The following is a 17,090-nucleotide window of genomic DNA, read 5'->3' as shown; positions in this document are numbered from 1 at the left end:
ATCTTAAAATTTATAAAATCCCTAAATTCGTTTTGATCTCTTTTATTAAATTTGCATCAAATATCGTCTCTTTAACAAGCGTGCCATTTGGTAAAAATACTCCAGCAACTTCTAATGCAAGAGAGCTTGAGATCATGACATAGCAGTTGTTTGCGATAGCTAGAGCCTTGCAAAGACTAAGATAAGCATCCTCTCTAGCCTTGCCCCACATGGCTGGTACCATGATAATGTCACATCCTTTTAGCTTTGCCCAAAGCCTGCTATCGCGTAGTTCAAAACAGATTAGTACGCCAAGCTTTAGCCCTCTAAAATCAAAGGCATTTATCTCTCCCACATCGCCAGCGGCAAAAATTTCATGCTCTAAATTTGGCCGAAAAAGCTCAGCCTTAAACTGCGAATGAAAGACGTTATTTGAGTTAAGAAGTAAAAATTCGTTATAAATTTTTGGTTGGTGCGGATTTAGATTCGAAATTTGAGCAAGACCTGCGCTTTTATTTAGGCTGGTAAGGTGTGTAAAACCAAGAAATTTATCTGGGCTAAGTACCTCTTGCAAGCGCTCAAGCAGCATCGCATCAAAGCTGCCTATCATGCCACCAAGCATCGCTTTGTTCGCCCCAGCAAAAAAGCCGTCCAAGTCGTAGCCGCTTATGCAAAGCTCGCTTGCAAGCAGGAGAGAGTTTTCAGGTGCAGCCTCAACTAAATTTGCAAGCTCTTCTAGGCGATCTGTTGCATTTTTTGCCTTTAAAGTTAGGCTTATTAGGTTTAAATTTTCGCTCATTTATTTTCCAAATACAAATGTCATAGGTTTTTCATCGTGGCAGTCTTTTGGAATTTTGCAGTTTATATCCGTGCCACCGATGTTTGGTGTAGCTTTTAAAATAACGCTTATAGCCGTGATATTGTCATCGCGCTGTGATAGCGGATCATTAAAAACCCAGACCTCAAAGCCTAGACCTCTAGCCTCATCATGTGAAACTACTCTTACTTCTTTTAGATTTTTTGCTTCAAAGCCACACTGTTTATTTATGCCAAGCATCACGTCATTTCCTAGCACAGATCCTAGCGGTGCGAAACTTAGTGCAATTTCACCGTTTGGCATCTCTTGATAGACTTCCGCTTGGCTTGTCTCTTTTATCTTGACAAGCTTGTAGGCGTAGAAATTTTCGAGATTATTTTTATTTGCTTGATCAATTATTCTTTGGCTACTGCTCGCACACCCTATAAAAAGCACGCAGGCAAGGGCTAAGATGCCATTTTTAAAAGTCATCAAAGCTGATACTTCCCTTACTGTAGTTTGTCACCTTTGCTTCAAAGAAATTTGACTTTTGGTCGTTAAATTTAGCAAAGTCATCGACCCATTTGATCGGGTGAGCGACATTGTATTTGCGTTTTAGGCCGATCGCAACTAGGCGTTGGTCGATGAGATAGTGGATGTATTGCTCGATGATATCATCTGTAAAGCCCATTATTTGGTTTTGGGTGATGTATTTGCCCCATTTGATCTCTAAATTTCCAGCTTTTTCAAACATATCATAAATTTTCGCCTCAGTCTCAGGTGTGAAAAGATCAGGTCTCTCTTTGCGGACTGAATTTATCATGTTTTGAAACAAAAGTAGGTGCGTGATCTCGTCGCGTTGGATGAAGCGGATCATCTGCGCTGAGCCTAGCATCTTGCCAGCACGAGCTAGAGCGTAGATCGCTGTAAAGCCGCTGTAAAAATAGATACCCTCTAAAATTTGGTTGGCAACCATCGCAAGAAGTAGTTTCTCGTCAGTCACTTCGCCTGCAAGCTCCTCATAGACGCTTGAGATGTAGTCGTTTTTCTCGCGTAAGACGTCGTCGTGCTTCTCCATCTCATAGATGAGGTCTGTGTTGTCACAGATCGCTTCGACCATGACAGCGTAAGACTTGCTGTGGTTTGCCTCTTCATAGGCTTGGCGGCTTAGCACGGCGTTGATCTCTGGTGCGGTGATGTAAGGGTTGATATTGTCAGCTAGGTTATTTGTCTGGAAGCTATCCATCGAAATGAGCTGGCTCCAAACTAGGTCATACATGCGTTTTTCGGCCTCTGTGAGATTGTAGGCGTAGTCGCGCACGTCGTCTGTGGTGTCGACCTCTTTTGGAAACCATGTGTTTGCCTCCATGAGGTCCCAAAGCTTTAACGCCCACTCGTATTTTGCCTTGGTGAAATTTAAAATGCCGTGCGGGTTGCCGTTAAAGACTCTTCTGTCGGTCAAATTTTCATTTGAACTTGGGTTGTAGATGCGTTTTCTGTTCATAAATTTCTCTCTTGTTTGTGGTAAAAATTTCTCAAAATCTTACCCAAAGCAAGGTAAAAATTTACTTTTATTTAGAGCGCCTTGGTCCTTTTTATCGTCATCAAAAAGCCAGTTATGATTAGTAAAACTGCGATCACACATGATACGGCAAAGACGATCTGGCCGATCTCGCCAAACATCTCACCAGTATGTAGACTAAGTACTTTGCGACCAGCCTTTTTTGCCTCTGGGATGCTCTCAGACTTGCTAACAAGCTTGTTTTCTTTGATCTTGCCAGCGCTAGCGTCAAGCTTTAGCTTGCCCACTTGACTCTCGCTAGTTTCGTAGTTTATGGTATAGGTGCTTTGGTTATTTTCAGGTACGTTTATCGTGAGCGATTTTAGCTCTAGTGTAATGTTGTCCTTAAAAATTTGCTCCGCAGCCTCAATCTCTTTAAATTTCTCGTCGCTTATTGGGAGTAAATTTGATTGTGGTAGACTTTTTTTCATTGGAGCTGTTTTTAGATCAAAAAATATACTATTTACGCCGCTTCTGACCCAGCCATAAGACCAGTAAAGTCCAGTTAGTGACATCACCACAAGTAAGATCGCCACGTAGGTGCCAAGGCTGGTGTGAAGGTTGTAGAAGCAGGCGTAGCCCTTTGCTTTTGGTTTAATTTTTAGCGAATTTAAGAAATTTCGCTTGATCGCTTGTGCGTAGAGGATGAGGCCACTGATAGCAAGCAGAGCCATGATGATAGAGCTAATGGCAACTATTTGTTTGCCGATATTGGCTGGTACTTTGCTATCAAGTAAGGCAAGTCCTAAATTTCTATGAAGACTTAAGATAATGATACGAAATTTCTCACCCCAGTCCTCGCTAATAACTTCACCACTTCTTGGATCTATGAAGAAATTTAATTGTTTTTTATCCTTTGTAATGCTTATACGATAAGCTTCATTTGCTCCACCTATTTGTAAGCTTTCAAGCGTATCAAATTGAATCTCACTTTTTGCTTTAGCTAGGAGTTCATTTAAGCTTAAATTTTCTTTTTCGCTAGGAACTAAGTTTATAAAATTTTTATTTATCGCACTTTTGATCTCTTCTCTATAAGACGCAAATGGGGCTGAAAGAGTCATGAATATTAGCGGAATAGCCGCAATTAGTCCAATTATTAGGTGTATGTTGAAAATGATTTTTCCTCGTTTTAAAAACATTTTTTTCCTTTGAATTTTAATAGCGAATATTATTTTATTTTTTGTTAAAGCAAGATAAAAATTTATAAAATTATTTTTTAGTTATTAACTTTTACTAATGTTGATAAGGGTCTTGATATCAATTATTCATTAAATTTTTACATATTGGCATCTTTTTTTGTAAAAAGTTATTTTTGCAAAAGGTATAAATAATGATAGATGTATTTAGATTTATGGTGGAGTTAAGCGGGAAATGATTTTAGCTTTAAAGCTCGTATTTATCGACTTTTAATAAAATTAAAATCAATAATTTTTACACTCATTTATACACTCTAGATTTTTAAGCTTCAAGTGTTTGATTTGTTGGTTATGAAAAGTTTAGTTTTCAATACAAAATAATTGTAAGTGCCTAAAATAGGGGATTGTAAAGTTGTAAAGTTAAATAATTTAAGTTTCGGACGCTTAAAGTAGTCGTTTTGGCTTAAGGATTAGTAATTTTTTATCTCTTTTTTGCTCGAAAACTTAATTAAGGTTATTTTGTGAAACATTACCGTCTTATTACGTTTCACGCTTCACTACGATAGGCTTTATTTTTTACCTTTAGCAATTATTCGTTTTACTTCGTCTTTAAAACTATCATCTTGCTTTAGTTCTTTAAATTTCGTATATTCTAGTTCTGCTTTAGCTTTTGCATTGTCAGCGCTAAATTTACCAAAGCCTTTTAAAATTTCATAGCCATTAAAGATTAAAAAATCATCTACTTTAATATCCCAGTCTTTCATCTGAATTACTATGCCTTGTTCTGCTTGGTTTTCTGCATAGTCAAGTAACATGCCAGTTAATCTATTAAGTCTGCTTAGCTCGTCCTCGTATAAATAATTTTTAGCTACAGCAATATCTGACTTTATCGGCTCTTTGCCTCTATCGCTTCCACTCCAAGTCGTTAAGCCCATATTTGGCTTTGTATGGTCTGCACGCTCTTTGATAATCTCCGCCGATGTCTTTTTGGTTACTGCATATTCTAGTTTATTTTGGATATTAGCAAAGAAATTTTTAGCCGTCTGCGATGTCTTATCATAATCCACGCTTAGCGCGAATAACTCCCTAACTTTTTCATAAAATAACTTCTCACTAGCCCTTATGGCTCGTATGCGTTCTAATAATTCTTTAAAGTAGTCTTTATTAAATACGTTATTACCTTGTTTTAGCCTCTCATCATCGAGCACAAAGCCTTTAATAATGTATTCTTTTAGTGTGCTAGTAGCCCATTGTCTAAACTGTGTCGCTTTTATGCTGTTTATACGATAGCCTACTGCGATTATCATATCAAGGTTGTAGTGTTCGACTTCTCTTGTAACTTCCCTGCTTCCCTCTGCTTGAACTGTCAAAATTTCTTTTACAGTTGCGTATCCTAGCTCCTTTTCGTCTAAAATATTCCTTATGTGATATGATACATTCTGCTTGCTGGTCTCAAAAATATCAGCTATTTGTTTCTGATTTAGCCATATTGTTTCGTTCTCTTTATCGGCTAATATTTGGATATTGACTTTATTGTCGCCAGTTGAATAAATAATAAAATTTTGCTCTTTGGTGTCTATCATTGCACTTCCCACTCATTAGCCTTGTAAATGCCTAGCACGTAAATAACCTCATCATCTATCAAGTAAGGTATCACATAGCCTTTAAAAATCAAGTCGCGAATGCTCTCATCGTTAAAATTAATGGACTTGCGACAAATAAAAGGCGTCTGTGCTATGCGTTCTATCTTTGCGATAAGTTCGTTTCTAAACTCTCGCGCTCTGTTTAGGCTGTCTTTGGCTATGAAGTCAAACGTAGCTTTTAATTCGTGGTTAAAACGTGCTGTGCGTCTAACTACCATTTTTCCATCTCGGCTTTTAACGTTTCTAGTGGATAGGTTTCAAGCTCTCCGCGTCTGATAGCTTCAATATCCGCTTCATAATCGGCTATCCTTTGCTTCATCGTCTTGCCATCGTCGTAAATCGGATAATCCTCATCGATAATTAGCTTTTGATTAGTCGTATTAGCTAGAGCCTTACTTATTGCTACTATTTGGCTTATTAATGCTTCGTCTGCTCGTATTGTTAATGTTTGCATTCGTAACCCTTTCTTTTGATTATTTTAGCTTGTATTGTTAAAAGGTGGCTTAGTATTCACTTTTGGCATTCACTTTTATTTACTAACTGCTAGGATTATGCGTTTATTTCGTGCTTGCTAGTATTCGCATGGTATTCACTTAGGCGCTCATTTCTATTTCTGATTTTTGAGTTTGTGCCGATAACAGCGTTATTTGAGCTTCAACTAAGTGCTCATTTTTGTTCCTTTTTTTTAGTGGTAACTTTTCGCTTTTAGCCTTGTTTTTATCGTTGTTTGTATGGTAACTTTTCGCCGTTTCTTTGTTGTTTTATGCTTTGGTGTTTAAATAAATAGCCGTTTCTTTACATCACATTTTTACATATCGTTTTACGCTCGCCTTTGCTCTGTCTGGCTTCATTCTATTTGTCATAATCCACTTGTAAGCCTCTAGTGGCAAAGCGTAAATTTTAGCTAGCTCTTTATCGTATTTACTCACTTTCATAACTCGTAAATTGTTAATAATAGTTTCGTCCGTGTAAGGGCTATTAAATACTTTTAGGATTAAAAAGGCTATTTCGGTTAGGTAATAATCATCTGCTCGCTTTTCCCAGTCGGGGTAAAACTTATCAAGGATTTTAAAAAAGGTTTCTAGTGTGTTTAGCTCTTTTGGTAGCATTGATTTAGCCTTTTTGATTTTTTCAGTATTTTATGAAAAAGGCTGTTTATGCTCTCGTGGAGTGATGAGGTTAGGGGCTAGCCTCGCCCCTTTAGATTATGATTAGCTTGCCTGCATATCGTTTTGTAAGCTCGCACCTTTTAAGGGCTTGTGCCATTTAAAAATCCCTTTGGCTTCTAAGGGGTTATTTTTGTTAAAGTCCTTTTTGCTTTTATCACCAGGGTTTAGGTGGTCAAGCTGTCTTTTCAAGTGCTTTACTTGTGCTTCTGCGTGCCTTAGCTCGTTAATGTAATAATCTACGAATAGCCACGCCTTAGCACCTGCTTGATAAACGGCTTCATCTCTGCTAACGTCCTGGCTTTGCTCTAGTGTGTTTATTAGCTCATCAAAGCTTCGAGCCTTTTCAAGCTCGTATAGTCTTACGTATGTTCTAACTCTCATCTTTTGCTCCTTGTTCATAATATTTAATTATTGCCTCGGCTACGTCGTCAAGAATGTTGCTTAACAAAAAGCTAGCCGATAGCCTGCTTTTTTCGTTAATTAACTCATCTTGCTCGCTAACATTTAAAGCTAGCATTAGCGTTGATACCTGGTTTAATAACGGCGGTATCTCATTGACTAAGTCAAATTTATTGTTTAGTTCCTCAAAAATTAGTTTCATCTTTTTTGCTCCTTTAAAAGTATGTAAATAAGTATTTTTTTAGTTAATTATATACTTAATTAAATATCTTGTCAAGCTCTAATATACTTTTTTAATGATATTTTGCTATTATTAGCTAATTAAATAATTATGTAAAGGGCAAAAATGGACAAAAAAGAGTTTAACGATTTATTGAAACGTGCAAATTTATCAAAAAAGGGCTTTGCTGATTTGCTTGGAGTTTTGCCCTCATCTGTAAATAATTGGGGTAGCTCTCAAAATATCCCTTATTGGGTAGAGCCTTTTTTGGCTAGCCATATCAAAGCTAAAAAATACGATGATATAAAAGCGATATTTGATGAGGTAGAAAATAAAGAGGATTAATATCATCTTGTAACGAGTTCGTCCGTTACATGTAACGTTACACGTGTTACCCTCTAGGGTGTCAGCTGTGATGACATCCTTTAAAAGCTACTGGTATTTAATTCCCCCAGCTTTGATCTTGGCTCTAGTTGCGTAAAATACAATATTCTTTAACATTTAGGGGCATTTCTGATCTAACTACCCAGCTCGTTTTTTTAACCGCGACCGCGATTATTTTATCCGCGCGCATTTAAAAGGTTATGCTAAACATAGATTATCTAAATTTAAAGGGATAAGGAAAGAGAATTTCTTATTACATTTAAATGAATGTGAATTTAAATATGATACTAAAACTACACAGGAAAACTTATATCAGAAACTACTAAAATTAATAAGAGAAAATCTACTTAAGTTTTGTTGAGCCTTTAAAAAATCTCAGCTTAAAATTTCACTCAAAGCAGCGTTTAAATCACCAAATTTAAACTCAAAGCCCTGTTTTAGTAAATTTACAGGTCGCACATCTGCACCTTCAAGCAACATCGCCGAGCCTTCGCCAAATTTTAGCTGCAAAACAAAGCTTGGGACATTAAAAATGGCTGGGCGTTTAAGTGTGTTTGCAAGGGCCTTTGTGAAGCTTTCATTGGTAGCAAATTCTGGCGAAACAAGGTTAAAAATGCCTGAAATTTCACGATTTAGCACAAGCTCATAAGCTTTTAGCAAATCGTCCAGATGCACCCACGAAAAGCTCTGCTTTCCGCCTGCCAAAACGCCACCAAGACCTAGCTTAAAAATCGGCAACATCTTAGCCAAAGCACCGCCCGTTTTGCCATCAACCCCTCTGCCAAGCACTACGCCAAGCCTAAAAATCGCCGTTTTCACGCCAAGCTCACTGGCCTTTAACGCTTCATTTTCCCAAGCCACCGCCAATTTTCCCAAAAATCCTTTATTAAAATTCTGCGAACTTTCATCGTGTATTAAACCGCTCTCATAAATGCCAACCGCCGAAGTTGAGATGAAAATTTTGGGCTTTTTTGAAGTCTTTGAAAGTGCCAAAACAAGGTTTTTCGTACTTTCAATTCGGCTATTAAAAAGCTCATTTTTATAGCTTTGACTCCATCTTTGCGAGATGTTTGCACCAGCTAAATTTATTAGAGCATCACACTCTTGCAAAATCTCAGTCAAAGCTGAAATATCCGCATAAATCTCACGCTTTATTTTTAAAATTTCATGCCCTTTTGAAGCTAAAAACTCACACAAATTTGAGCCAACAAAACCACTCGTGCCATTTATCGCTATTTTCAAGTTTGTCCTTATCAAATTTTCTTAATTGCAATTTTCACTTTGCTTCAAAGCGTGTATTTTAAGAAGTTCATCCTTTTTTGGTTTTTTAGATTATACCAAGCATGATTTTAAATCTCTCTGACAAGCAATACTTTAAAAGTGAAGTGTCTTTGTAGTCTATAAAATCAATCTTTGCTTCTGTAAATTTGCAATTAACCCATCTCACTTTTTTTGTAAAAAAATTTCTCATTTTTAACCTTAATGTAAATATTTTTAGCCCTCTTAATAATTAATTTTTTCACTTAAGGATAAAGGGAGATTTTTTGTAACAAAAAGGTCATTGTAGGGTAGTTTTACAAGGGCATACTATGCGTTCGTTTTCTTAAATCGTGATTTTCGCTCGTGCACGGCTTACGTGCTAAGCTCTAGCCCCTCGGTGTTGGCTTTGATTTTTGATTTTAAAAGATAGACAAAAAACGCTAAAAAAATGATAACGAGTGATATTTTTTGCAATACCCTTTTTTATAAAACCTTAAGCAAGCTAAAAAAGGGCTATTTTGGCTTAAGGTTAAAAGCCGTTTTCATTTTTTTGTGAAATCCATTTTTATTGCTAGGGTTTTCACCAAAAAAGGCGATAACCTGCTCCCTTTTGTAAGGAGGGGTATTTTTTACCCACCCCTTTGGCTGTCATCTTTTGCGTTTCTCTTTTTTGAGAAAAGTAAAAGATAACGATGCCCTAAATTAAACTTAGGTCATCTTTTAAAGCTGGCTACGTTTAACGTAGGTAGCTTTTACGTTTCACTTTCTAGCCTCGAGCTTCGACAATAGGGCTGTTTGGGTTTCATTGTTAGGGCTGGCTTAGGGCATTGCTACGTAAGCCAAAAATTAAGCGCACACGCTAGGCTAAAAAGCTTTTGATCGCGTATGCTACCGCCTCCGCCCCTGGAGGGCGGGGCGTATGCTCTTAACCTCATCGCATTTCCTCTTTTTTTAACATAATGTGTGCTTGTTTGCGCTTTGTCCGACTTGTGGAAATTTTGTTTTAGCGGTCTTGTGTTTTGATAACGAGTGACAACGAAAAGCGATACACGTTTTAGAGTTTCTTAAAGTAAATGAAACGGGCAAAAAACGGCTTAAGGTTCAGGCGGTTTTTGGGATAAAAATAGGCGGAATAATATGCGATGAGGTTACGGTCGTTACAATGTAACGTTACGGTGATTTTTGTCTTTAGACTCTTTGATATTCGGCGGGTATTTTGACAATCTCGCCGTTAAAATTAACCTCGTTCGGGAGTAATGCGCGCCTTATGTGTTTGACTTTTATTTCTAGGCTCGCGGTCGCATTTTGCTTTAGCTCGTGGGAGTATTTAGCCCTATTTGGCGGTGTTAATAAGATTATGCTTTTGTGTGGGTATGTTTGGCGTATGGTTTTAATTGTGGATACTAGGTCGGTATCCGCAGTTACTAAAAAGGCTTTGTCGAAATCGTCATTAAAGACGTCTTGTAAAAGCTTAATGGCTATGTTAATGTCTGTCTGTTTTTCCTCGTGTGTAACATATCGTGCTCCACACACGTGGCATTTAGCAAATTTCTTTTTAAAGCTTCCAAATATCGCTTTAACACCTGCGCCTTGCAATGCCTTAGTGTAAGCTTCGTATCTTTGCATTTTGGTTGGCAAATGTGTTGGAGGGGCTGAAAAATAATAAACCTCATTTAGTTCGTCACCCTCTTTTAAAAATAACTCACAAAGCTTGCGCAAATTTAGCCATTTAAATGTATTGTCTTTTAAGGCATCGATTGAGTGATAAAGATTAAAGCCGTCTATGTAAGCATTGATTTTCAAAGTCCGAGACCTCCCTAAAAAATAGGGAGCTCGGTTAGGGTGTTCCCTAAGTGGATAAACGTATTTTATCCACTTAGGGTTTAAAGCTTGCTTTATTTGACGCTCAAAAATTATCATAAGCTATCATTTAAGATTATTTTTGCTTGACTTGCCTAAATTTAAGGTGTATAATTACGGCGAAATTCGAGGGCGCACTTATTGCGCCTACTTCACTTACGCAAAGAAATTCACCGAGGGTGCTTTAAAGCCCTCCTTGCAAATATCCGCTTATGCTCTTAGCTCTCTTTTGTTCTCTTTTGACTTGTAGGGCTTGCTCGTGCCTTGCTCTTTGGTGGTCTTGTCTAGTATGGCTTTAAACTCATCTAGGGCGTATGGGAGTTGCAAATTTAGCCTTTGCTTGAGTGGCAAGGGATTATCTTTGCTTTTAGGATTTATGCTTACTACGGCTTCGGCTCGGTAGATAGGCAAATTTAGATTATTCTTTTTTGCCTTGTCATAAAAATACACCCTGGTTAATACATCGTTGTTTTTTAGATACTTGGTATTTTCAAAGCTAATAACCTCATCGCAAAAGGGGTCAAGGTTAAAGGGGCTATCCTTATCAAAACAAAGGTCAAGTGATGAAACGTTATTAATCACGCCTAGGAGCTCCGCTATTAACTCTTTTGGTGGTGGTGTCTTGTTATATTGCCTAAGTCCATAAACTTCAAATAACGCCTTTTGTGGTTCGTTGCCTGACGATTTTAAAGTAGCGTAAAAAATAGGCAAGTCGCCAAGAACATAAATATTTACTATCTCATAATCTCGAAACTCATAACGGCGTTCTATCTTGACTGCTCTTGCTGTTTGCTTATCCAGCTTTTGCCATTTTTTGCCATATTTTCGAGCGATTGAGTCTAAAAGCTTCATTTTTGTATGGAATTTTTGAATAATAGCTTTTTTTAAAAATGTAGCCCTTATGGTGTCTATGTAAATTTTGCTCTCGGCCGTGTTGATAATGCTTGCAAGTTCTGCTAAAATATCCATTGAAATTAACTTTTAAAGGGCGGCTAAACTTGCTCGGCTTGACCGCCCCTAAAATTCTTTAATTAACTCTTTATTCGAGGCGTATTTTTAGCTTTTATAGCCTCGATTAGCTTTTTAGCTAATTTTACTTGACCCCTTGGCGTTATTAGAGTGGTAAAGTCTAAGCATTGCTCGCCGTTTGGCTTTGTAAATGGTCGCGGTTTGCGTCTAAAATAGCCCATATTTAGATACTTTTGCAAGGGTTCATTATTAAACATCAAAATCCCTAGCTCGCGCATTAGAGCGAATAAGCGTATCTCGCCCGTGTCTATGCCTTTATCTTTATCGCAAAGGATTTTTGCATATTCGCCTATTTTAATATCACCTTTGCTAACCTCGACGGCGCGCGCGAAATCTACATAAGGCGCGTCAGCTTCTATCTTATGCTCTAGCTGTTTGTTTTTGTCTTGTTCGTCTGCGTATCTTAACGCCAGCTGTGCGAATACGCGCGGATCTGCTAAGACGTTTTGAATATCCAAAGGGCGGTTACTGCTGTTTAGGATAAAATCGCTAGCCCAGTCCCTAAAGGCTATTGTTTGCGGGGTCTCGGTCAATTTAAACCCAAGAGTAACAACGCCTTTTTTCGTCCAAAATACCATTTTTTGGGCGTTGGACACCCCCGCCCGATTTGTAACGGGGGTCATTGTCCTATCTTTGTTTTGAATTACGTCTTGATAGTAAAAATGAACTCCCTCACGGTATTCGGTCGCACCCTGCGTTCTTTGTTTTCTAATAGCCTCTTGAGTAACGCCAAAACCTTGCGCCACTTGTCTATCCGACAAAGCCCACGTGTCTTGATATTCCGAAATCTCTAAATTTAGATCATTAAATGCTACTATTGCGCTCATATTTTGCCCCCTAAATATCTTTTAGCCTTTTGAAAATCATCGATACGCCATAATTTAAACCGCCTTTTAGGGTTATTTGCGTCCGCGCACCATCTAAATTTAACGATTTTTTCTCTAAAAAGCTCTACTAAATACTGATTGGCGTTACTTATGCCAAATACTCGCCCCGCGGTTATTTCCGTTCCGTCCCACATCATTTTTATTAACGCCGTTTTATGTCTGCTTCGTATCATAGGTTATTCTCCTCTCTTATGCCTGCTTTTATCTCTAGCTCTTTTATGCTCTTGCTTTGCGTCTGCACGATATGAAACAAATCATAAGCGCAATCTAGCAAAGGTTGAGTGACGCCGTCTAAGCTTGTCACCTTGTAGGTATGCAAATGCTTTTTAAAAGCTTTTAACATAACCTCATCGCCTGCGCTAAAGCAAAGTTTGCTAGGCGTAAATACCAGCTTACTCATCGCGTGCTCCTATTGACAAAAAAGGTTTCGATTAGCCTTTTGTTCTCGTCTCGTAATGCGTTTAGCTCTCTTGCCTGCTCGGTCAAAGCACAAAACAAATCAAAGGCTACGGGCTTAAAGTCCGCCGTATCGTCTCCGCTTTGTTCGTCTTGTAGAGATTTGAGATAAATATCGGGGTAGCACTCTTTTAGCATTTTTACGTAAAGTTCGGGCGCGCTTTTTATCTCTTCGCACTCTCGCGCTATTTCACATATACTCTTTTGATTTAGCTCCGTTTCGCGCTCCTCAAATAAATCAAAAGCCACACAAAGGGCTTTAGTCACGCCTTTTTGTAGCTCGCTTTGCTCCTGGTCGTCCGTCTGCGCGTAAATCGCCTTAATATCGGGGTATTTGGATAAACGGGCATAAAAACGCCCGTATAGCCTAGCTTCGTTATCGTCTTTAAATGCTTTCATCTTATGCGCTCCTATCTTGTAAATATGTGTCAAGGTCACTTTTTAAAAAGCGTATTGTGCGCTCGGTTAGGCGTTTAGGCTTCGGAAAATCGTCGCGTTTGGTAAAAAGCCATAACGTGGCGATTGAAATGCCTAAATACTGCGCCGTTTCTTTTGGAGTTAGCGCGTTGCTTTTAATGGTTAATGGGTTCATAATAAAAACTCCTTACGAGTGATATTATTTATCCGCGTGCGCACTTGAATAAATATGAAGTGATTTTATCTGATAAAAAAAGCTATTGTAAGCCCTAAAAAGCGGCAAAATTACAGCTTTTTATAGGGTGTAATAATGTGAAAAAAATAGATTTTTTAGGTGGTGGACTTTTCTAAAAAAAACGACAAAAAATATCCCCCTAAAATTTTAATATTTTCGGCAAAAAATAGGGGGATAAAAAAATTAATTTTTTTCTTGGTTTTTTAGGTATTTGTTTAGCCCGTCTTTCACGGCAATATTAAATTCATTAGTTTTAATTCGCTCTCTAATGCCTAGCCCAAAAGTATCATTAAGCAAAAAAAGGTCTTTTGTTAAATCTTTTAGAAATTCTTTTTCTTTGATTAGCATTTCTCTTTCCGAAGTAAGATTGTCCAAGATTTTAAAAAGCGGTATTATTGTGTATAGGTCGTCTCTGTCAAAATCCAAGCTAGTAATATGTTTAAAGAGTTCGTAATCGGATAAATTTTTAACTTCATTATATTTAAACTCCCAAATGCATTCCAAATAATCGCAGTTGTCTTTATTTAATCGTTCACCAAAACAAAAATCATAAGCTTGAATAATTAAAAATAAAAAAATATAAAATCCGTTGTGTTTTTTTGCCTCGTCCTGTTTGTCTTTGTTTAAATCTTGACAATACTTATTAATAAAAAAATCGGCGATATTACAGTGTAAAAAATGCTTCTCTAAAAAAGATGTCGCTTGCTTTATCATTTTTTCAACGTCTTTTAAATAATCTTTTTCTCTAATGTTTTTTAAATTTGCTTGCGACGCTAAAGAGAAATAGATAAGGTCGAGTAGCCAAAAAAAGATAACATCTTTTTGGGTGGGCGGTGTTGGTATTGCGTCTATTGCCTCATCATTACATACAAAAAGACACGATAAGCTATTAATAAGCTTTAAAAAATCATCGTTATTCATTTCTGCTTCATAAGGGTTTATTTCTTTTTCACTATTGTTTTTACCTATTTTAATTTCATCTAAAAAATACGATAACCGCCCCGTTACAACTACATTTAATGACTCTTGATTAAAAAAATTTGTTTCTGATTTTTTTATGTAAGCCCTTATTTTTTCGGAATTAATAAAATTTAAAAACTCCTCTTTTATTCCGTTTTTTTCTATTTTTAATAACGCCATTTTACTCCCCTTTCAACTCGTCTAAATAATCGCTCCACCACTGCATTAATTTAGCTCGCTCGTCTAGCCGTTGGCTTCGATCGTAAATTGCTTTTACGCTGCTTCGCTCTTTGTGGTCTAGGCAAAGCTCTATCGCGTCGCTACTAAAGCCGTGATTTTTGATATTTTCATTTAGTAGAGTGCTTGCTGTTGTGCGTAAGCCGTGAAATACCATTTCATCGCCAAAGCCTAACCGCTTAATTGCTTGGTTGAGTGTGCTATCGCTTAGCGGTCTTGTTGCACTTATGCCACTAGGAAAAACAAAATCGCCCCTTTTGTGCTCCAGCATTGTTTTTAAAAGCTTCTTGACCTGCTTACTCATTGGCATATAAAAAATTTCTCTTAGCTTCATCGCTTCGGCCGGGAATGTGATTAAATCATTCTCAAAGTCTATGTATTGCCATTTTAGTTCTCTCACGTTTGCACTGCGTAAAAAGGTATGCACGCCAAAGATTAACGCTTGCTGCGTGCAAAACGAGCCTTGATAGTCCTGCATTGCACCTAATAGCTCTTTTAGCTTTTTAGGTTCTGTTATGGCTTTAAAGTGGTTATTTGTTGAGGTTTTAAAAGCGTCGTTAAAGATAATATCCCTTGTCGGATTATGCTCGATGTAGCCTTTATTTACGGCTAAGTCTAAAATCTTACGAAGTAGCCTAAAAGTTCTTAATGATGTTTCGTGTGTTATGCCCCTTTTTGCTTCTCGTGCTTGTATCTGCTCTATTGCGTGGGCGTAATCCCTGCGTTTTAGCTCGGTTATCTCTTTGCTACCTAGATATGGGATTAGATTTTTTTCGATACGTCCGATTTGCTTATTAAAAGCGATTAGCCCTTTACTCCGCTCTTTGTCTATCCACTCATCGGCTACATCTTTAAACGTGATCGCCTTTTGCTTGGCCGTGGCCGTCTGTAAATCCTCGCCCCTATCTCTTAGCCTCTCGAGCTCTAAGGCTTTCGTTCTTGCTTCTGCTAGTGTGATACTTGGGTATTTGCCTATTTTAATCTGCTTTGTTGTTCGCTTCTCGTCGCTCTCTTGATACTTGAAATAAAATGTTTTGGTGGTTTCTTTTTGGGTCTTGTATGCAAGCACATATAAAAATTTCACTCCGTCATCTTTTACCCACTCACGATTTTTATTTTTGAGTGTAAATTTTTTTAGTGCCAAATCGTTTGTAAAGCTTGCCATTTCGTAACCCTTAATTTTGAGTGTAAAAAGTTAGAAAAAATATTTTTTTACACTCAGATATACACTCAAAAGAGTGATATTAGATGAAATGCAATGATAAGAGATGAGAGCTTAAAAAGTGGTAAAAGCCCTAAATTTAGGCTTTGAAAAGCTTTTTTTGACAAGGTTTGAAAACCCCTGAAAACGTCTGTTGGTGGAGTTAAGCGGGATCGAACCGCCGACCTCTTGAATGCCATTCAAGCGCTCTCCCAGCTGAGCTATAACCCCAAATAGATTTTGGCATTTTATCTTTTTATGGCTTACAATATTTTGAAATTTGTTTTAGCAAAATAAAATTTTAAGCAATTTTTGGATAATATTGCAAACTTTAACGCGGGAATAGCTCAGGGGTAGAGCACAACCTTGCCAAGGTTGGGGTCGCGAGTTCGAATCTCGTTTCCCGCTCCATTAACTTAGCCCGAGTGGCGGAATGGTAGACGCAAGGGACTTAAAATCCCTCGGTAGTTTTTACCGTACCGGTTCAAGTCCGGTCTCGGGCACCACGATATGGCGACATGGCCAAGTGGTAAGGCATGAGCCTGCAAAGCTTTGATCCCCGGTTCGAATCCGGGTGTCGCCTCCAAACTTCAAAAATAACTACTCAAAGGAATAATAGTGAGAAATTTATTTTTAGCAGCTTGTATAGCATTTTTTGTAGCTGGTTGTTCAAATACTTGGCATGGCGTAAAAGAAGATACTCATAATGCCAAAGAATGGACCAAAGAAAAGATAAATGATGGAGCTACATATATTAAAGAAAAAACAGAGTAAATTTTAGAGATTATAGTAAATTTTAAGCAAAGTTGGTTATAATCACAAATCTTTAATTCGGGAGATGGCTGAGCGGTCGAAAGCGGCGGTCTTGAAAACCGTTGAGGTGTGAAAGCCTCCTGGGGTTCGAATCCCTATCTCCCGGCCATCTATCTAATTCCTTGTATATTTTATAAAGCATTACCTAGATTTATTATTCATAATGCTTATAAGAAAATTTCCATAAATATTCAGCCCAAAATTTACTAAAACTAAAAATAGTAGCAAATTTTTTATTCAAAGTAAGACACTGTAAGGTAATGAAAAATTTAAGGGTATTTTATTTTTAGCTACCTTAAATCCTCAAAATAATATTTGTAGCAGAACATCCAAAATATATAATAGGTCGTAATCTCGTGTAAAAATATACATAAAATTAATAATATTGAATAAAGAATTTAGGACGAATCCAAAATAAAAATTTAAATTAAAGCAATTCATGGAAATA

Annotated in this window: 22 protein-coding genes, 5 tRNA genes and 2 pseudogenes; 7 read left to right on the top strand and 22 right to left on the bottom strand. The window is 37.5% G+C overall.

Features of this window, described 5'->3' with window-relative positions; translation table 11 throughout:
• Positions 1–10 precede the first annotated feature (10 nt).
• The 10 genes from F3G69_RS07990 to F3G69_RS07945 all read right to left on the bottom strand — a co-directional run bounded on the left by F3G69_RS07990 (position 11) and on the right by F3G69_RS07945 (position 6,885).
• A complete protein-coding gene (locus tag F3G69_RS07990; RefSeq protein WP_149714929.1) occupies positions 11–778 on the bottom strand; it encodes a carbon-nitrogen hydrolase family protein in 768 nt (255 codons plus the stop codon).
• On the bottom strand, positions 779–1,270 hold the full coding sequence (locus F3G69_RS07985) for a hypothetical protein (protein WP_188115353.1): 492 nt from the start codon (positions 1,268–1,270) through the stop codon (positions 779–781).
• Complete coding sequence (locus F3G69_RS07980; protein ID WP_009494790.1) at positions 1,257–2,279, bottom strand: ribonucleotide-diphosphate reductase subunit beta; 1,023 nt, start codon at positions 2,277–2,279, stop codon at positions 1,257–1,259. The genes F3G69_RS07985 and F3G69_RS07980 overlap by 14 nt, the downstream gene beginning before the upstream one ends.
• A 71-nt stretch (positions 2,280–2,350) precedes the next feature.
• Entirely contained in the window at positions 2,351–3,475 is a 1,125-nt protein-coding gene (locus tag F3G69_RS07975) for a PepSY-associated TM helix domain-containing protein (RefSeq protein WP_149714928.1), read from the bottom strand.
• A 566-nt stretch (positions 3,476–4,041) separates the two neighbouring features.
• Positions 4,042–5,067 (bottom strand): virulence RhuM family protein, encoded by a 1,026-nt coding sequence (locus F3G69_RS07970; protein WP_223155901.1) that lies wholly within the window; start codon positions 5,065–5,067, stop codon positions 4,042–4,044.
• Positions 5,052–5,333, bottom strand: a complete 282-nt coding sequence (locus F3G69_RS07965; protein WP_149714927.1) for a type II toxin-antitoxin system RelE/ParE family toxin — start codon at positions 5,331–5,333, stop codon at positions 5,052–5,054. The genes F3G69_RS07970 and F3G69_RS07965 overlap by 16 nt, the downstream gene beginning before the upstream one ends.
• On the bottom strand, positions 5,327–5,569 hold the full coding sequence (locus tag F3G69_RS07960) for a hypothetical protein (RefSeq protein ID WP_021083829.1): 243 nt from the start codon (positions 5,567–5,569) through the stop codon (positions 5,327–5,329). Before F3G69_RS07960 ends, F3G69_RS07965 begins: the two co-directional genes overlap by 7 nt.
• A 346-nt stretch (positions 5,570–5,915) precedes the next feature.
• Complete coding sequence (locus tag F3G69_RS09485) at positions 5,916–6,224, bottom strand: hypothetical protein (protein WP_223155900.1); 309 nt, start codon at positions 6,222–6,224, stop codon at positions 5,916–5,918.
• 102 nt (positions 6,225–6,326) lie between these two features.
• Positions 6,327–6,665: a hypothetical protein gene (locus tag F3G69_RS07950; RefSeq protein ID WP_149714926.1), complete on the bottom strand. Its 339-nt coding sequence runs from the start codon at positions 6,663–6,665 to the stop codon at positions 6,327–6,329.
• Complete coding sequence (locus F3G69_RS07945; protein WP_149714925.1) at positions 6,655–6,885, bottom strand: hypothetical protein; 231 nt, start codon at positions 6,883–6,885, stop codon at positions 6,655–6,657. The genes F3G69_RS07950 and F3G69_RS07945 overlap by 11 nt, the downstream gene beginning before the upstream one ends.
• A gap of 144 nt (positions 6,886–7,029) precedes the next feature.
• Here F3G69_RS07945 and F3G69_RS07940 point away from each other — a divergent pair, with 144 nt between their 5' ends.
• Both F3G69_RS07940 and F3G69_RS07935 read left to right on the top strand, forming a co-directional pair.
• Positions 7,030–7,248 carry a helix-turn-helix domain-containing protein gene (locus tag F3G69_RS07940; RefSeq protein WP_103559420.1) on the top strand — a complete coding sequence of 73 codons (219 nt, stop codon included), beginning with the start codon at positions 7,030–7,032 and terminating at the stop codon, positions 7,246–7,248.
• Positions 7,249–7,483: 235 nt separating this feature from the next.
• A pseudogene (locus F3G69_RS07935) lies at positions 7,484–7,648 on the top strand (IS1595 family transposase); the annotation flags it as partial.
• Between the two features lie 14 nt (positions 7,649–7,662).
• Here F3G69_RS07935 and F3G69_RS07930 read toward each other — a convergent pair.
• The 12 genes and pseudogenes from F3G69_RS07930 to F3G69_RS07875 all read right to left on the bottom strand — a co-directional run bounded on the left by F3G69_RS07930 (position 7,663) and on the right by F3G69_RS07875 (position 16,060).
• Positions 7,663–8,529: a TIGR01777 family oxidoreductase gene (locus F3G69_RS07930; RefSeq protein WP_149714924.1), complete on the bottom strand. Its 867-nt coding sequence runs from the start codon at positions 8,527–8,529 to the stop codon at positions 7,663–7,665.
• Between the two features lie 100 nt (positions 8,530–8,629).
• A pseudogene (locus F3G69_RS07925) lies at positions 8,630–8,758 on the bottom strand (hypothetical protein); the annotation flags it as partial.
• 977 nt (positions 8,759–9,735) lie between these two features.
• Entirely contained in the window at positions 9,736–10,350 is a 615-nt protein-coding gene (locus tag F3G69_RS07920; protein ID WP_188115352.1) for an NYN domain-containing protein, read from the bottom strand.
• A 267-nt stretch (positions 10,351–10,617) separates the two neighbouring features.
• Positions 10,618–11,376, bottom strand: a complete 759-nt coding sequence (locus tag F3G69_RS07915; RefSeq protein WP_149714922.1) for an aspartate carbamoyltransferase — start codon at positions 11,374–11,376, stop codon at positions 10,618–10,620.
• A gap of 62 nt (positions 11,377–11,438) precedes the next feature.
• Positions 11,439–12,263 carry a phage antirepressor KilAC domain-containing protein gene (locus tag F3G69_RS07910; RefSeq protein WP_149714921.1) on the bottom strand — a complete coding sequence of 275 codons (825 nt, stop codon included), beginning with the start codon at positions 12,261–12,263 and terminating at the stop codon, positions 11,439–11,441.
• A complete protein-coding gene (locus tag F3G69_RS07905) occupies positions 12,260–12,496 on the bottom strand; it encodes a hypothetical protein (protein ID WP_149714920.1) in 237 nt (78 codons plus the stop codon). Before F3G69_RS07905 ends, F3G69_RS07910 begins: the two co-directional genes overlap by 4 nt.
• Complete coding sequence (locus F3G69_RS07900) at positions 12,493–12,723, bottom strand: hypothetical protein (RefSeq protein ID WP_149714919.1); 231 nt, start codon at positions 12,721–12,723, stop codon at positions 12,493–12,495. Before F3G69_RS07900 ends, F3G69_RS07905 begins: the two co-directional genes overlap by 4 nt.
• A complete protein-coding gene (locus F3G69_RS07895; protein ID WP_149714918.1) occupies positions 12,720–13,178 on the bottom strand; it encodes a hypothetical protein in 459 nt (152 codons plus the stop codon). Before F3G69_RS07895 ends, F3G69_RS07900 begins: the two co-directional genes overlap by 4 nt.
• A 1-nt stretch (position 13,179) precedes the next feature.
• Positions 13,180–13,371, bottom strand: coding sequence for a helix-turn-helix transcriptional regulator (locus F3G69_RS07890; protein WP_149714917.1), 192 nt, complete (start codon positions 13,369–13,371; stop codon positions 13,180–13,182).
• Between the two features lie 243 nt (positions 13,372–13,614).
• A complete protein-coding gene (locus F3G69_RS07885; RefSeq protein WP_149714916.1) occupies positions 13,615–14,571 on the bottom strand; it encodes a hypothetical protein in 957 nt (318 codons plus the stop codon).
• Position 14,572: 1 nt separating this feature from the next.
• A complete protein-coding gene (locus tag F3G69_RS07880; RefSeq protein WP_149714915.1) occupies positions 14,573–15,793 on the bottom strand; it encodes a tyrosine-type recombinase/integrase in 1,221 nt (406 codons plus the stop codon).
• Positions 15,794–15,984: 191 nt separating this feature from the next.
• Positions 15,985–16,060: transfer RNA gene (locus F3G69_RS07875), tRNA-Ala, on the bottom strand.
• A gap of 105 nt (positions 16,061–16,165) precedes the next feature.
• On the opposite strand from F3G69_RS07875, the gene F3G69_RS07870 reads away from it, so the two are divergent.
• From F3G69_RS07870 to F3G69_RS07855, 5 genes are all read left to right on the top strand, one after another.
• Positions 16,166–16,240 (top strand) — tRNA-Gly (locus tag F3G69_RS07870).
• An 8-nt stretch (positions 16,241–16,248) separates the two neighbouring features.
• Positions 16,249–16,335, top strand: a tRNA-Leu gene (locus tag F3G69_RS07865).
• Positions 16,336–16,341: 6 nt separating this feature from the next.
• Positions 16,342–16,415: transfer RNA gene (locus F3G69_RS07860), tRNA-Cys, on the top strand.
• Positions 16,416–16,447: 32 nt separating this feature from the next.
• Entirely contained in the window at positions 16,448–16,603 is a 156-nt protein-coding gene (locus F3G69_RS09315; RefSeq protein WP_167496266.1) for a hypothetical protein, read from the top strand.
• Positions 16,604–16,661: 58 nt separating this feature from the next.
• Positions 16,662–16,751 (top strand) — tRNA-Ser (locus F3G69_RS07855).
• Positions 16,752–17,090 lie beyond the last annotated feature (339 nt).

The organism is Campylobacter concisus (assembly GCF_902460625.1).
Classification (GTDB): domain Bacteria; phylum Campylobacterota; class Campylobacteria; order Campylobacterales; family Campylobacteraceae; genus Campylobacter_A; species Campylobacter_A concisus_AD.
The sequence above is the reverse complement of the archived record's forward strand: the minus strand, read 5'-3'. Positions and strand labels throughout refer to the sequence as shown.